Source organism: Bradyrhizobium sp. CCGUVB4N, from assembly GCF_024199945.1.
GTDB lineage: Bacteria > Pseudomonadota > Alphaproteobacteria > Rhizobiales > Xanthobacteraceae > Bradyrhizobium.
In genome coordinates, this window is record NZ_JANADP010000001.1 from 733,694 (window position 1) to 748,678 (window position 14,985).

Below are 14,985 nucleotides of genomic sequence, written 5' to 3' on the forward strand. Positions count from 1 at the left end.
GGATGGTTGATTGTGACTGTCAAAACGCAAGCCGTCAAAATCAAAGAGCTCAAGTTCGACATCGAGCGCATCGGCAAGATCTCCGCGATCCTGATGCGGCCAGACAATGCGCGCGCGTGCTACGTGCTGGCGCACGGCGCCGGTACCGACATGCGGCATGCGTCGATGGACAAGATTGCAGTTGGCCTCGCAGACAGAGGCATTGCGACGTTCCGCTTCAATTTTCCCTACATGGAAAACAAGCAGGGCCGTCCGGATCAGCCGGCGGTCGCGCATGCCACGATCCGCGCGGCTGTCGCGGAGGCGGCGCGGCTGTGTCCCGGGTTGAAGCTGATCGCCGGCGGAAAATCGTTCGGCGGGCGCATGACGTCGCAGGCGCAGGCCAAGGCGCCGCTGCCGGGTGTGAAGGGGCTCGCCTTCCTCGGCTTTCCCCTGCATGCCGACAAGAAGCCGTCGACGGAGCGTGCCGAGCATCTCGCCCATGTCGGGATTCCCATGCTGTTCCTGCAGGGCACGCGCGATGGGCTCGCCGATCTCGGCCTGCTCAGGCCCGTCGTCGCTGCGCTCGGCGCGAACGCGAAATTGCATGAGGTCGAAGGCGGCGATCACTCCTTCGCCGTGCCGAAGAGGTCCGGCCGTACCAATGAGGAGGCGCTCGCGGAGGTGCTCGATACGCTTGCGGCCTGGATCGACAAGCTTGGCTGAGGCTCAGGCGGAATAGAGGCCCTTGTCGCGCGCCTTCTGGATCGCGAGCGCGGCGATGAGATCAAGCGTCGGCGTCGACAGGCCGGCGGTGCGCGCGAACGCAGCAGGGGCCTTCACCAGCACGTCGATCTCCATGGCGCGGCCGAGCTCGTAATCCTGCAGCAGCGACGGCTTGTGGTTGGGGGCGGGGCCGCTGCGCGTCACGCGCTTGACCTCGGGGATGAAGTGCTGGGCGATGTCGTTCGCCTCGGTCAACATGCGCGGGATGACCTCGGCGAAGGCGGGGTCGTCGCGCACGCCGCGCGCGGTCTGGCCGGTCAGCAGGCACAGCACCGACAGCGACATGTTGGTCAGCAGCTTTGACCAGATCGCTTCGCGGATATCGGCCACCGGCGGCGATTCCAGCCGTGCATCGTTGAAGACGCCGCGCAGCTTCGTGATGCGCTCGCAATTGCGGTCGTCGCATTCGCCGATCAGGAGGCGGTTGCGGTCCGGCGTCAGGTTCTGCACCACGCCGGGCGCGGTCACCTCGTTGGAGGAAAAGATCACCCCGCCGATGATCCGCTCTTTCGGGATGCAGGCGCGCAGGCGGCCGCCCGGATCGAGGAAGGAAATGTCCGGCGGCGTCGGATGCCGCGGCGGCAGGCCGATGCCGTACCACCAGGGAATGCCGTTCTGGGCGAACACGATGGCAGTGTCGTCCTGGAGCAGCGGCTTGAGGCTGGAGACCAGCCCGGTCAGCGCCGTGGCCTTCAGTGTCGAGATCACCACATCCTGCGGGCCGAGCTGGGCCGGATCGCCGGAGGCGTTCACCTTGGCCGAGACCTCGGAATCGCCGACCCGCAGCTTCAGGCCGTTGGCGCGCACCGCCTCGAGATGCGCGCCGCGCATCACGCATGAGACCTCGTGGCCGGCGCGTGCGAGCCTGACCGCAAGATGGCTTCCGACGGCGCCCGAGCCGAAAATGCAGATGCGCATAAATGATGTCCCGTCCCTGATCCCAAGTCGCCGCCCGGCGGCAGCATGACACAAGCCGCCATGCGATGGACGCGGCCGCCCCACGCTGGAAAGATATGGATCGGGACGCGTTGCCTCGGCCATAGTGCGCGCCAAACGAACGACCGGAGGATCGCCGATGACTGCCAGCCCCGTCCTGTGGACCCTCGACGAGCGTGGGGTTGCGACCGTCACGTTGAACCGGCCCGAGGTCAACAACGCCTATGACGGCGCCCTGATCTCGGGCGTGCTCGCGGCCATGGACGAGCTCGGCAAGAAGCCAAACCTGCGCGTCGTCGTCCTCAAGGGCAACGGCAAGCACTTTCAGGCGGGCGCGGACCTCAAATGGATCAACGGCGTCCGCCCGCAATCGGCGGAGGCCAACGAGGCGGCGTCGCGGGCGACGTTCGAGGCCGTGCAGCGGCTCAACACGTTGCCGATTCCCACCGTGGCACTGGTGCAGGGCGGCTGCTTTGGTGGCGGTACCGGCGTGATCGCGGCCTGCGACGTCGTGGTCGCCGCCGACAACGCCCTGTTCTCGATCACCGAGGTGCGCTGGGGCCTGACCGCCGCGATCATCATCCCGCAGCTCTGCGACGCCATTAGTGTACGGCAAGTCCGCCGTTACGCGCTGACCGGCGAACGCTTTGGCGCCGAAGACGCCCGCCGCATCGGTCTCGTCCATGAGGTGGTGCCGCTTGCCGATCTCGATGCCGCAGGCAGCAAGGTGGTGGAGCAGCTGCTCGCCAATGGTCCGGAGGCAATGGCCGAGACCAAGCGGCTCGCGCTGGAGAGCTCGTTCGGCGGAATGGCGGTCGACGATGCGGCCTACACGCGGCTCGTCCAACTGCATTCGCTCAAGCGCCAGAGCGCGGAGGCAGCGGAAGGGCTGGCCTCGTTCGCCGAGAAGCGGGCGGCGAAGTGGGGCGGCGGGAAGGGCTGAGCATCAGCAGCCGCGGCAGATGTTGTTGATGCTGCGATAGACGGCGTCGTCGTCCTGCCGCATCTGCCGCAGCGATTCGAGCGTCTTGCTCTCGTCAGTTGCCGCTGGCGCAGGCTTGTTACGCTTCGCCGCGAGCTCCTCTTCCTGCCGCTTGTAGCAGGACTCACGATCAGGCTTGGCCTGGATGAAGCGGCAGTTCTGCTCGAGTGCCGCGGCGGGAGCGGCTGAGATCGCGAGGATGGTCAGGGCTGCGAGAGCAAATTTCACAAGTGTCGAATCCATGGCGGCTCTTCTCTCAGGTCCGCCCGGCGAGAGCAACCGCGATGTTGTGACGGCGGCGTGATGCGGCTTACAGCGACGGTGCGAGTGACGTTTTCAGCAAAGTGAGCAGCGCTTGCACCGCGGCGGCGTTGCGTCGCCGCTCGGGGATCGCAGCCTTCACCCACAATTCCGGAATCGGAAACTCACGCAGCACCGGCTTTAGCGAGCCGTCGCGCAACGCGTCCGCGACGAGATAATGCGACATCAGCGCGATGCCGTTGCCGGCGATCGCGCTGCGCGCCAAAACATGTCCCTCGTTGGAGGAGAGCAGCGGGCTGACCTGGATGGTGATGCGGCCGCGTGGACCATCGAAGATCCATTCGGGCCCGGTCGGCATGAAGCTGAGGCAGCGATGCTCGACGAGGTCGCGCGGATGCTTTGGCGTGCCGTGCGTCTTCAAATAGGCCGGCGAGGCGCACAGCAATCGTTTCAACGGGACCAGCGGCTCGTCGACCACGCCGCCGAAGGAATGCGGGAAGGCGCCGATGGCGATGTCAAAACCTTCGCTGACGGGATCGACCGGGCGGTCGATCAGCACGATCTCCAGCTTCAGCCTCGGGTTCTGCGTCTGGAACGCGCTGAAGGCGTCCGCAAGCCGCGCCACCGTCATCGAGGTCGGGGCCTTGATGCGGAGGTGATCGACGAGATCGTGCCCCTTCTCGCCCATGCGCGAGAGGAGATCTGTCGCGTCGGTGACGACGCCGCGGGCGCGGTGAACGTAACGCTGTCCGGCCTCGGTCAGCCGCAATTGCCGGGTCGAGCGGTGAAACAGCGGCGTGCCGATCCGCGCCTCCAACTGCGTGACGCGTTTTGCCACCACCGAGGTCGAGACATTGAGTTTGCGCGCGGCGGCGGAGAAGCCGGCCGCATCCGCGGTGGCAAGGAAGGCCTGGAGGTTCACGAGGATGTCCATGTCGACCTTTCTCGATTCGCGAAAGCTGATCGCGTATTTTGGTGGATTGTAGCCCGCCCCGCGCTAATTCATAGTCCAGTCCAAGCAAGAGATTTGGGAGAAGGACGCGCCATGCGGGCCACGACAATCGAAGAACCAGCGCGCCAGGTGCCGCTTTACGGCGAATATGAAGTCGTCGTGCTCGGCGGCGGCCCGGCCGGCATCGTCGCTGCGGCGTCGGCAGCACGTGCCGGGCGCAAAACGCTGCTGATCGAGCGCTACGGTTTCCTCGGCGGCATGGGCACCGCGGCCGGCGTCACCAATTTCTGCGGCCTGCACGGCAACGTCTACGGCGAGGCTGTCAGGCTGGTGCAGGGCATGGCGTCCGACCTGCTGGCGCGGATCGACCATCTGAACGGCCTCAACGCGCCGCATCTGATCCTCGGCAAGGTCTTTGCCCAGGCCTACGACACCGCGGCCTACAAGATCGCGGCCGACGAATTGCTGGCGAGCCACAAGGTCCACATTCTCTTCCATGCGCTCGGTGCCGGTGTCGTGATGGGCGCTGACCGCCGCATCGACGCCCTGATGGTCGAGACCAAGGCCGGCCGGCAGGCGGTACGCTCGGAGATCTTCATCGATTGCTCCGGCGACGGCGATCTTGCGGTCTGGGCCGGCGCGCCATTCGACATCGGCGATGAACACGGTCATCCCATGTATCCGTCGATGATGCTCCGTCTCAACGGCATCGATCCCGCAAAGGCGGGCGATGCCTGGCGGACCATCCCGCAATTGATGGAGGAGGCCACCGCGGCCGGCACGCACAAATTCCCGCGCAAGAGCGCGATCGTGCGGCCGCAGAAATCCGGCATCGAATGGCGGGTGAATTTCACGCAAGTGGCGCGCGAGGATGGCCACGCCATCAATGGCATCGAGCCCGACGATCTGACCCGCGGCGAGATCGAGGGCCGCAAGCAGGCACTCGCAGCCTTCGAGTTCCTGCGCACCGTGCCCGGCTTTGAAAAGTCCTACATCGTCGATCTGCCGCCGCAACTCGGCATCCGCGAGACCCGCCGCATCAGGGGCGGTTACCAGCTCAGCGGCGAGGATGTGCTCGGCTGTGCCTCGTTCGAGGATTCCATCGGCGTCAATGGTTGGCCGATCGAGGCCCATGTTGCCGGCGACGTCATCTTCACCTTCCCGCCGATCCCGGAATCGCGCGGCTACAACGAATTGCCGTATCGCATGCTGGTGCCGGAGGGCGTAGACAATCTGCTAGTCGCCGGCCGCTGCGCCTCGATGACCCACGAGGGCCAGTCGGCGGCGCGGGTTTCCGGGGCCTGTTTCGTGATGGGCGAGGCCGCCGGTTCCGCCGCTGCGCTAGCGCTCTCCGGAAACCGGATCCCCCGTGACATACCGGTTGAAAAATTGCAGGAAACGTTGAAACAACAGGGCGCCTTCATCGGGCGGGATCAGCCCGTGCCAAAGGGCCTGTAACGGACTGCAAAAAGAGAATTATTGGAGGAAGCGGGATGATCGGGATTGCGCGGGTCGCGGCACTTAGCCTTTTGGCTATGACGGCGATGGGCACGGCCAGGGCCGAGGATGCGCTGAAGGCCAAGGTCGGCGTGCTGCGCCTGTCGTCCTCCGCGCCGGTCTTCATCGCGCAGGACAAGGGCTATTTCCGCGAGGCCGGCCTCGACATCGAGCTGAAATTCTTCGACGCGGCGCAGCCGATCGCGGTCGCCACCACCTCAGGCGATGTCGATTTCGGCGTCACGGCTTTCACCGCTGGCCTCTACAATCTCGCCGGCAAGGGCGTGCTGAAGGTCATCGGCGGCATGAGCCGCGAGAAGGCCGGCTATCCCTTGATCGGCTATTTCGCCAGCAACAACGCCTATGCGGCCGGCCTGAAGACGCCGAAGGACCTCGCGGGCAAGCGCATCGCGATGACCCAGGTCGGATCGAGCTTCCATTATTCGCTTGGCCTGCTCGCCGACAAATACGGCTTCAAGCTCGCGGACGTGAAGATCGTGCCGCTGCAATCGCTCTCGAACGCGGCGGCGGCGCTGAAGGGCGAGACGGTTGACGCAGCGCTGCTGCCGATCTCCACCGCACGCAAGCTGATGGACGAGGGTGGCGCAAAATTCCTGGGCTGGGTCGGTGACGAGACGCCCTGGCAATTGGGCGCGGTGTTCGCCTCGCCGAAGACGCTGACCAACAAGGTGCTGGTCACGAAGTTCCTGGGCGTCCTCGCGAAAGCCGATCGCGAATATCACGACGTGATCCTGGCTTCGATGAAGGACGGCGTCGCGCCGATCAACGACAAGACCAAGCCGCTGCTGGAGATCATCGCAAAGTACACCAACCTGCCGGTGGAGCAGGTGGTCGGCAACTGCGCCTATATCGATCCCGACGGCAAGCTCGACGTCAAGAACGTCGACAACCAGATCAAATGGCTCCAGGAGCAGGGCTTTGCCGACAAGGGCTATGATGCGGACACGATCATCGCCAAGGACTATGTGAAGGCGGATTGATGCTCGATGTCGTCCCGGCGAAAGCCGGGACCCATACGCCGGGTGGGAGTTGTGACGCAAAATGATCATTGCCTGTCTTCGCCAAATTCAACTCGGTGGTTGTGGGTCCCGGCTTTCGCCGGGACGACACTGAGGACCTGACATGGACCTGATCGCCAACCACATCTCCCACCGCTTCGGCGATCTCGCCGTGCTCGATGACATCTCGTTCACGGTGAGCGCGGGCGAGGTGGTGGCGATCGTGGGTCCTTCCGGCTGCGGCAAGAGCACGTTGCTGTCGATCCTGGGCGGCTTGCTGCAGCCGACCTCAGGCGCACCCGAACTCCGTGGCGCACCGCCGGCGGACAGCCTCAATCCGCTGACCTTCGTGTTCCAGGATTTTGCATTGCTGCCCTGGGCCACGGTGGAAGAGAACGTCGAATTTCCGCTGCTTCACACCCAGCTCTCGGCCGCGCAGCGCCGTGCGCTGGTCGAGGATGCCCTGCGCCGCACTGGCCTGACCGATTTCCGCAAAACCTATCCAAAGCAGCTTTCCGGCGGCATGCGCCAGCGCGTCGGCATTTCGCGCGCGCTCGCAGTGAAGCCTGCGATCCTGCTGATGGACGAGCCGCTGTCGGCGCTGGATTCGCAGACGCGCGAACTGCTGATGGAGGACTTCGTCCGCCTGCTCGCCGATGGCGGCATGGGCGCGGTCTATGTCACGCATAATCTCGAAGAGGCGGCGCGGCTGGCCGACCGCATCGTGGTGCTGTCGCGGCGGCCCGGCCGCATCCGCGAGGTCGTGACGGTGCCGATGACGCGCGCCGAGCGCGGCGAAGCGGCGGCACGCGAAAAGCTGCTCGCACTGCAGAACCAGATCTGGTCGCTGATCCGCAACGAGGCGATCGATGCCGAGCGTGAGGTCCAGCATGCTTGATCGCGCGACCGACACACCGGCCAAGGACGATACGACGCGGCGCGTCCGCTTTCGCGGCGCGGGCTTCGTGCCGGCCTCCAGCCGTTTCGGCGGCTGGATCGCGCTCGCGCTGGTCATCGCCATCTGGCAGGCGGCGGGAAGCACAGGCCTCGTCAATCCGTTGTTCCTGCCGGCCCCCTCGGCGATCGTGCGGGCGATCTACGAACTCGCACTGTCGGGCGCGCTCTGGCAGCATCTCTCGGCGTCGCTGCTGCGCATCGGTGTCGGCTGGCTGCTGGGCACGGCGGCCGGTGTTGCGGTCGGCTTCGCCATCGGCCTGTCGCGACTGGCGCGCAGCGTCGGCATCACCTTCATCTCGGCGCTGTTCCCGATTCCGAAGATCGCGCTGCTGCCGCTTCTGATCCTCTGGCTCGGCATCGGCGAAGAACCGAAGATCGCGACCATTGCGCTCGGCGTGTTCTTCTCGACCGCGATCTCGGTCTATAGCGGCGTCGATGCGGTGCCGCGCAACCTCATCCGCATGGCGCAAAGTTTCAACGTTCCCTTCGCCACCATCGTTCGCAAGGTGGTCTGGCCGGGCGCGCTACCCGCGATCCTCGCCGGTTTCCGCATCACCGCCTCCGTCGCGCTGCTCCTCGTCGTCAGCGCCGAGATGATCGGCGCGCAATACGGCATCGGCGCCTTCGTGCTCCAGGCCGGCAATCTCATGCAGACCGATCAGCTGCTGGCGGGCGTGGTGATCCTGTCGGTGTTCGGGCTGGTGGTAGGGAAGGTGATCGGCTGGCTGGAGGTGCGGTTGTTGCATTGGCGGTGATTGACGTCGTCCCGGCGAAAGCCGGGACCCATACCGCGTGATCTATCGAGGAATGACGATCTTCGTACCGCGAAGATAACTACGAGCCTTCGCCAAACTGCGCTCTGGGGTTATGGGTCCCGGCTTTCGCCGGGACGACACCGAAGATGTGGCGAACAGTCTGTCTTATGCGTTGCCGCGATCTTCCCGAAACAAATCCAGCTTCTGCTGCACCGGGCGGTCCGAGAAGCTGAACAGCACGGCATCCGCATCCGCTTCGTGCGCCACCCATTGCCAGCTCGGCACCACGAACAGATCGCGTGGGCCCCATTCGAAAACGGCATCGCCGATGCGGCTGCGGCCCCGGCCTTCGATCGGACAGAACACGGTCGCATCGGTCGCGCGGTAGCGTGCGGTCTTGAAGCCCTTGGGCAGCAGCTGGATGAACGTGCCGATGGTCGGCATCGCGAAATCGCCGGTCTCGGGGTTGCTGAATTTCAGCTTAAGCCCGTGGCAGGCGTCCCATTCCTGGCTCGTCCGGGCCTTCTCCAGCGCCTCGCGGGTGTAGGCATAGGGATAACTGAAGATCGGCGAGGTCTTCGATGACCGCTTCACATCGACCGGCAGCAGATTGTGGCCGTAGCGCGCGAAGCTGTCGCCGGCGGGCCTTGTGATCTTCTGCTGGTCTTCCTTGGAGCCTTCCGCGAAGGAGCAGTCGAAGAACTGCACCAAGGGAATATCGAGGCCGTCGAGCCAGAACATCGGTTCATCGGTCTCGTTGGAATGATCGTGCCAGGTCATCGACGGCGTGATGATGAAGTCGCCGGGCTCCATCGCGGTGCGCTCGCCGTCGACGGCGGTGTGGGCACCCTTGCCCTCGAGCACGAAGCGCAGGGCCGACTGGCTGTGCCGGTGCGCGGGCGCGACGTCGCCGGGCACCACCATCTGCACGCCGGCATAGAGCGATGTCGTGATCTTGGACTGGCCGCGCAGGCCAGGGTTCTCCAGCACCAGCACGCGCCGCTCGGCTTCCTTGGCGGTGATGAGCTTGCCGGCTTCCGTCATGTAGTCGCGGATGATGTCGAATTTCCAGAGATGCGGCCGGCAGGCGCTCTTCGGCTCCGGCGTGATCAGATCGCTCATCACCGTCCACAGCGCGGTGAGATTTTCGCCATCGATCTTCTTGTAGAACGCCTCGCGTTCCGGCGTCTTGGTCACGGCTTCCATGGCGCGGCTCCCGTCGTTTTTCCTTAGATTGACAGCATACTGACAATCTTTGTAGCGTCAATGGCGGCTGCTCCTGCTAAGTAACGAGAAAATTCGAAGGGAGGGTTTGATGAAGCTGCATGGCTATTTCCGCTCCAGCGCGGCCTACCGCGTCCGGATCGCGCTGAATCTCAAGGGCCTCGGCGCCGAACATCTGCCGCATCATCTTCGCAAAGGCGAACAATGCGCGCCGGCCTACCTTGCCATCAACCCGCAGGGTCTGGTGCCGGCGCTGGAGAACGATGCCGGTGCGGTGCTGACGCAATCGGTCGCGATCATCGAATGGCTCGATGAAACGCATCCCAACCCGCCATTGCTGCCGAAGGATCCATTGCAGCGCGCCAAGGTGCGCGCGTTCGCGCTGGCGATCGCCTGCGACACCCATCCGGTGCAGAATTTGAAGGTGCTGGCGCGGTTGCGCGAGCTTGGTCTGCCCGAAGAGAAGGTCCAGGACTGGGCCGCCTGGGTCAATCGCGAGGGTCTGTCGGCCTGCGAGACGCTGATCAGGGACGAGAAAGGGCCGTTCTGCTTCGGCGATGTGCCGACGCTCGCCGATCTCTGCCTCGTGCCGCAGCTTGCCAATGCGCGCCGCTTCGGCGTCGATGTCGCGGCGTATCCGCGTCTGCTCAAGGCCGAAGCCGCCGCCAAGGCGCTGCCGGCCTTCGCCAATGCCGCTCCGGAGAAGCAACCCGATGCCGAGTAAGCCTGCCACTCCGATCACCATAGACGCGGTCTATGCCGCGCCGGGCTATCTGTTCCGGCGCATGCAGCAGATCGCGGTCTCGATCTTCATGGAGGAGTGCAAGGCGTTCGACCTCACGCCGGTGCAATATGCTGCGCTGATCGCGATCCACACCCATCCCGGCATCGACGCGACGCGGCTGTCGGCGGTGATCGCCTTCGACCGCTCCACGCTCGGCAGCGTGATCGAACGGCTCCAGGCCAAGGATTTTGTGGAGCGCAAGCCGGCGCCGGAGGACAAGCGGATCAAGCTGCTCTATCTGACCAAGCCGGGTGCCGCGATCCTGCGTGAGATCATCCCCGCCGTCGAGCGTGCGCAGGCACGCATGCTGGAGCCGCTCAAGCCCGCCGAGCGCAAGGCGCTGATGGGGCTGATGTCCCAGCTCGTGGACCTCAACAACGAGGCCTCGCGGGTGCCACTGCGGGCCGAGGATGCGCTGGAGCATCTTGGGAAGGCGGGGTGATGGGGCGTGTGAGGCGATGTTCGTGCCTCGCACTCCGCCGTCGTCCCGGACAAGCGAAGCGCAGATCCGGGACCCATACGCCGCAGCAGGAGTTTGGCGAAGACAGGCAATGACCATCTCGCACAACAACGACTGCTGCGGCGTATGGGTCCCGACCTTCGCCGGGATGACAGCGAATGTTTAGCCCGCCGTCCCCTCACATCCGCAACAACGCCTGCCGATCGATCTTCCCCGTGCCCGTCTTCGGCAGTTCGTCGATGAAGATCACCTCGCGCGGATATTTGTACGGCAAGAGCTTGCCCTTCACATAGTCCTGCAGCCGCCGCGTCGCCTCGCTCTGGTCGGTGGTGCGGTTGTTCATCACCACGACCGCCTTCAGCGTCATACGCCTGTCCGGCAGCTCAGCGGCGAACACCGCGCATTCGCGGATCTCGGGATGGTCGGCGAGACACAGCTCGACCTCGAGCGGGTAGACCCACTGGCCTGAGATCTTGATGAGATCGTCGGCGCGGCCGCGGAAGAAATGAAAACCGTCGCTGTCGCGAACAAAACGGTCGCCGGTGTAGATCCAGCCGCCCTCGCGGATGGTTTCGGCGGATTTGTCCGGTCGGTTCCAGTACAGCGGCGTGTTGGAATCGCCACGCACCCACAAGATGCCTTCCTCGTTGTCGCCGACGTCGCGCCCTTCCTTGTCGCGCAGTGCGACCTCGTAGCCGGGAACGCGCAGGCCCGCCGCGCCGAGCTTCTTCTGCGCGGGCCGGTTGGAAAGGTAGATGTGCAGCACCTCGGTCGAGCCGAGACCCTCGACGATCTCGAGGCCCGTGAGCGTCTTCCAGCCGTTGAAGACTTCGGCCGAGAGCACTTCGGCTGCCGAGAGCGCCATGCGCAGCGAGGAGAAGTTCGTGTTGGTCGCGCCCTCGGCCTTGGTCAGCGAGGTATAGAGCGTCGGCAGGCCAAAGAAGACCGTCGGCTTGTACTGCTCGATCGCGGCAAAGATCGATGCCGGTTTCGGCTGTCCCGGCAGAAGCAAAGTTGCCGCGCCCGCCGAGAACGGGAAGGTGACGGAATTGCCGAAGCCGTAGGCGAAGAAAATCTTCGGCACGGAGAAGCAGATGTCGTCCAGGGTCAGCTTCAGCACGTTCTGCGCAAAGGCGACTTCGCTATAGGCCATGTCATGCTGGAGATGCACGATGCCCTTGGGCCGGCCGGTCGAGCCGGAAGAGTACATCCAGAACGCCATCTCGTTGCGATGCGTCGGCGCTTCGGCCATTTCGGCCGGGAATTGCGAAAGCCAGTCCCCGGCGGCCATCGCTTTCGGCGCGGCGTGGTCACCCACATCGCCATTGACGACGATCAGCGCGCGCAGCTCCGTGCCCTTGCAGGCCTCGGTGTTGAAACGCGCGCAGAACTCGGCATCCGTCACCGCAACGGCGGCGCCGGAATCGGCGAGATAGAATTGCAGCAGTTCCGGCGGGGTCAGCGTGTTGATCAGCAGCGGCACGAAGCCGGCGCGCACCGCGCCGAAGAAGGCGGCGGGATAGGCCGGCGTGTCGTCGAGGAACAACAGCACGCGATCGCCGCGCTGCAGGCCGAGCGACGCAAGGCCGTTACCCCAGCGGCAGGCCTCAGCGCAGAGCTCGGCATAGCTCCGCGAGCCCGCCGGGCCGATCAACGCGAGCCTGTCGCCATTGCCCTTGGCGAGATTGTCGAACAGCACGCGGCTGGCGTTGTAGATTTGCGGAACGGCAAAGCCGATCTCGCGGGCGCCCGCGCTGTCCGCGGGCACCTGGTCGCGGATCTCGCTGCTCATGCCGTGGCCTCGCCGCTCGCGTCTGTGCCGTTCTTCTCGGCCTCGTAGCGCGCCATGAAGGCCGGCGACATGTGGCGCAGGCGTGCATCGTCGATGCGGCCGGAGCGGGTGATGTAGCTATAGGCGAAGTCCATCAGGCCGAGCTGCATGTGCTGGGCAAAGTGCTCGTACCAGAAGGCCGAGGTGCGCGCGGCATTGACGAGCTTCTGCACCACCGGCTTGCGGTCGGCCTGGTAGCGTTGCAGTGCCGTCGTGAGATGCGCATCCGATTCAAGGGCCTTGACCAGCGCGATCGCGTCCTCGATCGCCAGCCGCGTGCCCGAACCGATCGAGAAATGCGCCGAGTGCAGCGCGTCGCCGATCAGCACCATGTTCTTGAACGACCAGTGCTCGTTCCAGACCCAGGGAAAGTTGCGCCAGACCGATTTGTTGGAGACCAGGCAGTGGCCGCCGAGCGTGTCCGCGAACACCTCCTCGCAGACGCCCTTGGACTGCTCGACGTCCTTGTAGGCAAAGCCATAGGCCTGCCAGGTCGCGTGATCGCACTCGACCAGGAAGGTGCTCATGCTCGGCGAGTAGCGGTAGTGGTGGGCATTGAACGCGCCGCGGTCGGTCTTCACGAACGTCTGCGACAGCGTGTCGAAACGCTTCGAGGTTCCATACCAGACGAATTTGTTGGAGGAGTAGGACAGCGAGGTGCCGAAATCACCTTCATAGGTGCGGCGTATCAGCGAATTCAAGCCGTCGGAGGCGACGATCAGGTCGTGGCCGTTGAGCTGGTCGATCGTCTGGATCGGGGTGTCGAAGCGCGCCGTGACGCCGGCATCGAGCGCGCGCTGCTGCAGGAACTGCAGGAGTTCGAGCCGTCCGATCGAGGAGAAGCCGACGCCGTCGATCGCGACGCTGTCGCCGCCGTGGTTCAGCGTGATGTTCTCCCAGCTCTCCATGTGCGGCGCGATCGTGTCGACCGTCTCGGGGTCGTCGGCGCGCAGGAACTCCAGGGCCTGGTCGGAGAACACGACGCCAAAGCCCCAGGTCGCGTCGGCCGGGTTCTGTTCGAACAGGTCGACTTGATCCTCGGGGTGACGCTTCCTCCAGAGATAGGCGAAATAGAGCCCACCGGGCCCCCCGCCAATCACGGCGATCCGCAAAGTCTGCCTCCCTAATTGACAGTATACTTACTATCTCAGGGTAGACTAATGGGCTCCGGCTTCCCACGCCAGCGGAATTATCGGAAAGGCGTGGCACGCCGCAGCGCGGCCGCGAGCACAATTTTCGCGTGTGCCCGAAACCGTCCGCCGCGAATCATAGCCAAACTGCGCCGGATTGACTACCCGCGCGTCAGACGCAGCGCTTCACGTAGACCCCGTTCACCAGCACCCTGGTACAGCGGACCACCGGCACCGGCCTGCGGACCACGACGGCTGCGTTCGGTCCGGCGCAACCGGCGCGATAGACGCCGCGGGCGCATACCATCGCGTTGGCGTCGGTGGTCTCAAACGTCATGGTTGCGGTGAAGGCGAGCAATGCGGAAGCGACGAGCAGAAATGAACGCATGTTTTTCTCCCGGTCTTGTCGTGATTGAAATCGGATGTCGGCAAAAGATTAGTCGCAAGAGGCGTGCGAAAATTCACGCGGGGCCGTCCGCCAGCAATGGCCCCGCGAGCTGTTTGCTACTTATCGCGCGGCGAACGGGGCAAGCACCTCCTTGCATCCGGGCGACAGCGACGCCGCGTTGCTGGAGATGCACTGCACGATGCGGCCGCCACCCGGCTGAACGCCGGCGCAGAGCGAGCGAATGTCGGCGCCGCAGGCGGAGCGGACGATGAACAGCTCTTCACGCGGTCGCAATGGGCGCAGGACGATCACGCTCGGCGCAGCCGCCGGTGCTGCTCCGGCAGCGGGCGCTGCACCAGTTGCCGGCGCGGCCGTCGCTGCTGCGCCGCCGCCACCGGCCGCAGCGGTCACGGCCTTTGCGCAAGCCGCCGAAACCTTGGCCTTGTTCTTCTCCAGGCATTCGAGCGCGGGAGCGCCGCCCGGCGGCACGCTGGCGCAAACCTTGGGATAGTCGCTGCGGCACGCGCTCTTGACCGCGCCAATCTGTGCGCTGCTCGGCTGCTTGGCCGCCGCTGCTTTGGGTGCGGATTCCGCGGCCGGTTTCGCCGCAGGCTCGGCAGCCGGCGCGGCATCGGTCTTTGCAGGTTCCGATTTTGCGGGCGCAGCTTCGGTCTTGGGTGCTGCAGCGGGCTCGACCGCGCGGACCGCGGTCTGGCATCCCCCCGACAGGCTCGACATGTGGCTCTGCAAACATTGATAGGCTTCCACGCCGCCGGGCGTCACGCTCGAGCAATGTGCGATGAAGTCCGAGCGGCATGCGGAGCGGATGGCGCTCTTCTGAGCCTCGGTCGGCGCTTGCGCGTATGCGCTTGTTGCAGTTGCGAAGAGTGCTGCGGCGAGCAACGCGTGACGCGTCGAAACATGTTTCAACATGTTGAACATCTGGGTGTATTCCTGCCCTGTCGGCAACGCCGATGATTTATGAAAAGTGATGCAAGCAATCGTTGCGGCCAATACCGCGTGCGGCATCATTCGCCGCCGCGA

General features: G+C 64.9%; 16 protein-coding genes. 8 read left to right on the plus strand and 8 right to left on the minus strand.

Translation table 11 applies throughout. The features are described from left to right. Positions 1–6: 6 nt before the first annotated feature. Positions 7–705: an alpha/beta family hydrolase gene (locus NLM31_RS03440; protein WP_254191466.1), complete on the plus strand. Its 699-nt coding sequence runs from the start codon at positions 7–9 to the stop codon at positions 703–705. Between the two features lie 3 nt (positions 706–708). Here the strand turns inward: NLM31_RS03440 and NLM31_RS03445 are convergent, their stop codons facing one another. After that, complete coding sequence (locus NLM31_RS03445; protein ID WP_254127916.1) at positions 709–1,683, minus strand: ketopantoate reductase family protein; 975 nt, start codon at positions 1,681–1,683, stop codon at positions 709–711. Positions 1,684–1,840: 157 nt separating this feature from the next. Between NLM31_RS03445 and NLM31_RS03450 the strand changes: the two genes are divergently transcribed. Then, on the plus strand, positions 1,841–2,644 hold the full coding sequence (locus NLM31_RS03450; protein WP_254191467.1) for an enoyl-CoA hydratase-related protein: 804 nt from the start codon (positions 1,841–1,843) through the stop codon (positions 2,642–2,644). A gap of 3 nt (positions 2,645–2,647) precedes the next feature. On the opposite strand, the gene NLM31_RS03455 is transcribed toward NLM31_RS03450, so the two are convergent. Together NLM31_RS03455 and NLM31_RS03460 are read right to left on the minus strand one after the other, a co-directional pair. Next, on the minus strand, positions 2,648–2,926 hold the full coding sequence (locus NLM31_RS03455; RefSeq protein WP_254191468.1) for a hypothetical protein: 279 nt from the start codon (positions 2,924–2,926) through the stop codon (positions 2,648–2,650). A 67-nt stretch (positions 2,927–2,993) separates the two neighbouring features. Beyond that, positions 2,994–3,878, minus strand: a complete 885-nt coding sequence (locus NLM31_RS03460; RefSeq protein WP_254191469.1) for a LysR family transcriptional regulator — start codon at positions 3,876–3,878, stop codon at positions 2,994–2,996. Positions 3,879–3,989: 111 nt separating this feature from the next. On the opposite strand from NLM31_RS03460, the gene NLM31_RS03465 reads away from it, so the two are divergent. From NLM31_RS03465 to NLM31_RS03480, 4 genes are all read left to right on the plus strand, one after another. Next, entirely contained in the window at positions 3,990–5,354 is a 1,365-nt protein-coding gene (locus NLM31_RS03465) for an FAD-dependent oxidoreductase (protein ID WP_254191470.1), read from the plus strand. Between the two features lie 35 nt (positions 5,355–5,389). After that, the gene (locus NLM31_RS03470) at positions 5,390–6,394 is read left to right on the plus strand and encodes an ABC transporter substrate-binding protein (protein ID WP_254191471.1); all 1,005 of its coding nucleotides are present in this window, start codon (positions 5,390–5,392) and stop codon (positions 6,392–6,394) included. Between the two features lie 142 nt (positions 6,395–6,536). Continuing rightward, positions 6,537–7,310, plus strand: a complete 774-nt coding sequence (locus tag NLM31_RS03475; protein ID WP_254127922.1) for an ABC transporter ATP-binding protein — start codon at positions 6,537–6,539, stop codon at positions 7,308–7,310. Then, positions 7,303–8,124: an ABC transporter permease gene (locus tag NLM31_RS03480; RefSeq protein ID WP_254127923.1), complete on the plus strand. Its 822-nt coding sequence runs from the start codon at positions 7,303–7,305 to the stop codon at positions 8,122–8,124. Before NLM31_RS03475 ends, NLM31_RS03480 begins: the two co-directional genes overlap by 8 nt. Before the next feature lie 165 nt (positions 8,125–8,289). Here the strand turns inward: NLM31_RS03480 and gtdA are convergent, their stop codons facing one another. Beyond that, entirely contained in the window at positions 8,290–9,330 is a 1,041-nt protein-coding gene (gtdA, locus tag NLM31_RS03485; RefSeq protein WP_254191472.1) for a gentisate 1,2-dioxygenase, read from the minus strand. A 109-nt stretch (positions 9,331–9,439) separates the two neighbouring features. Here gtdA and maiA point away from each other — a divergent pair, with 109 nt between their 5' ends. Further along, positions 9,440–10,072: a maleylacetoacetate isomerase gene (gene maiA, locus NLM31_RS03490; protein WP_254127925.1), complete on the plus strand. Its 633-nt coding sequence runs from the start codon at positions 9,440–9,442 to the stop codon at positions 10,070–10,072. Further along, positions 10,062–10,574 carry a MarR family winged helix-turn-helix transcriptional regulator gene (locus NLM31_RS03495; RefSeq protein ID WP_254127926.1) on the plus strand — a complete coding sequence of 171 codons (513 nt, stop codon included), beginning with the start codon at positions 10,062–10,064 and terminating at the stop codon, positions 10,572–10,574. Before maiA ends, NLM31_RS03495 begins: the two co-directional genes overlap by 11 nt. A 196-nt stretch (positions 10,575–10,770) precedes the next feature. Here NLM31_RS03495 and NLM31_RS03500 read toward each other — a convergent pair whose 3' ends face one another. From NLM31_RS03500 to NLM31_RS03515, 4 genes are all read right to left on the minus strand, one after another. Further along, complete coding sequence (locus NLM31_RS03500) at positions 10,771–12,384, minus strand: benzoate-CoA ligase family protein (RefSeq protein ID WP_254191473.1); 1,614 nt, start codon at positions 12,382–12,384, stop codon at positions 10,771–10,773. Continuing rightward, on the minus strand, positions 12,381–13,535 hold the full coding sequence (locus NLM31_RS03505; protein WP_254191474.1) for an FAD-dependent monooxygenase: 1,155 nt from the start codon (positions 13,533–13,535) through the stop codon (positions 12,381–12,383). Before NLM31_RS03505 ends, NLM31_RS03500 begins: the two co-directional genes overlap by 4 nt. 190 nt (positions 13,536–13,725) lie before the next feature. Beyond that, the gene (locus NLM31_RS03510) at positions 13,726–13,941 is read right to left on the minus strand and encodes a hypothetical protein (protein ID WP_254191475.1); all 216 of its coding nucleotides are present in this window, start codon (positions 13,939–13,941) and stop codon (positions 13,726–13,728) included. A gap of 120 nt (positions 13,942–14,061) precedes the next feature. Then, positions 14,062–14,883 carry a cysteine rich repeat-containing protein gene (locus NLM31_RS03515; protein ID WP_254127930.1) on the minus strand — a complete coding sequence of 274 codons (822 nt, stop codon included), beginning with the start codon at positions 14,881–14,883 and terminating at the stop codon, positions 14,062–14,064. Positions 14,884–14,985 lie beyond the last annotated feature (102 nt).

Excerpts from the sequence above, each read along its gene's own strand:
- NLM31_RS03500 (WP_254191473.1), bottom strand. The coding sequence starts at position 12,384 with ATGAGCAGCGAGATCCGCGACCAGGTGCCCGCGGACAGCGCGGGCGCC.
- NLM31_RS03455 (WP_254191468.1), bottom strand. The coding sequence starts at position 2,926 with ATGGATTCGACACTTGTGAAATTTGCTCTCGCAGCCCTGACCATCCTC.
- NLM31_RS03445 (WP_254127916.1), bottom strand. The coding sequence starts at position 1,683 with ATGCGCATCTGCATTTTCGGCTCGGGCGCCGTCGGAAGCCATCTTGCG.
- NLM31_RS03510 (WP_254191475.1), bottom strand. The coding sequence starts at position 13,941 with ATGCGTTCATTTCTGCTCGTCGCTTCCGCATTGCTCGCCTTCACCGCA.
- NLM31_RS03480 (WP_254127923.1), top strand. The coding sequence starts at position 7,303 with ATGCTTGATCGCGCGACCGACACACCGGCCAAGGACGATACGACGCGG.
- NLM31_RS03470 (WP_254191471.1), top strand. The coding sequence starts at position 5,390 with ATGATCGGGATTGCGCGGGTCGCGGCACTTAGCCTTTTGGCTATGACG.
- NLM31_RS03515 (WP_254127930.1), bottom strand. The coding sequence starts at position 14,883 with ATGTTCAACATGTTGAAACATGTTTCGACGCGTCACGCGTTGCTCGCC.
- gtdA (WP_254191472.1), bottom strand. The coding sequence starts at position 9,330 with ATGGAAGCCGTGACCAAGACGCCGGAACGCGAGGCGTTCTACAAGAAG.
- NLM31_RS03465 (WP_254191470.1), top strand. The coding sequence starts at position 3,990 with ATGCGGGCCACGACAATCGAAGAACCAGCGCGCCAGGTGCCGCTTTAC.
- NLM31_RS03475 (WP_254127922.1), top strand. The coding sequence starts at position 6,537 with ATGGACCTGATCGCCAACCACATCTCCCACCGCTTCGGCGATCTCGCC.
- NLM31_RS03495 (WP_254127926.1), top strand. The coding sequence starts at position 10,062 with ATGCCGAGTAAGCCTGCCACTCCGATCACCATAGACGCGGTCTATGCC.
- maiA (WP_254127925.1), top strand. The coding sequence starts at position 9,440 with ATGAAGCTGCATGGCTATTTCCGCTCCAGCGCGGCCTACCGCGTCCGG.
- NLM31_RS03450 (WP_254191467.1), top strand. The coding sequence starts at position 1,841 with ATGACTGCCAGCCCCGTCCTGTGGACCCTCGACGAGCGTGGGGTTGCG.
- NLM31_RS03460 (WP_254191469.1), bottom strand. The coding sequence starts at position 3,878 with ATGGACATCCTCGTGAACCTCCAGGCCTTCCTTGCCACCGCGGATGCG.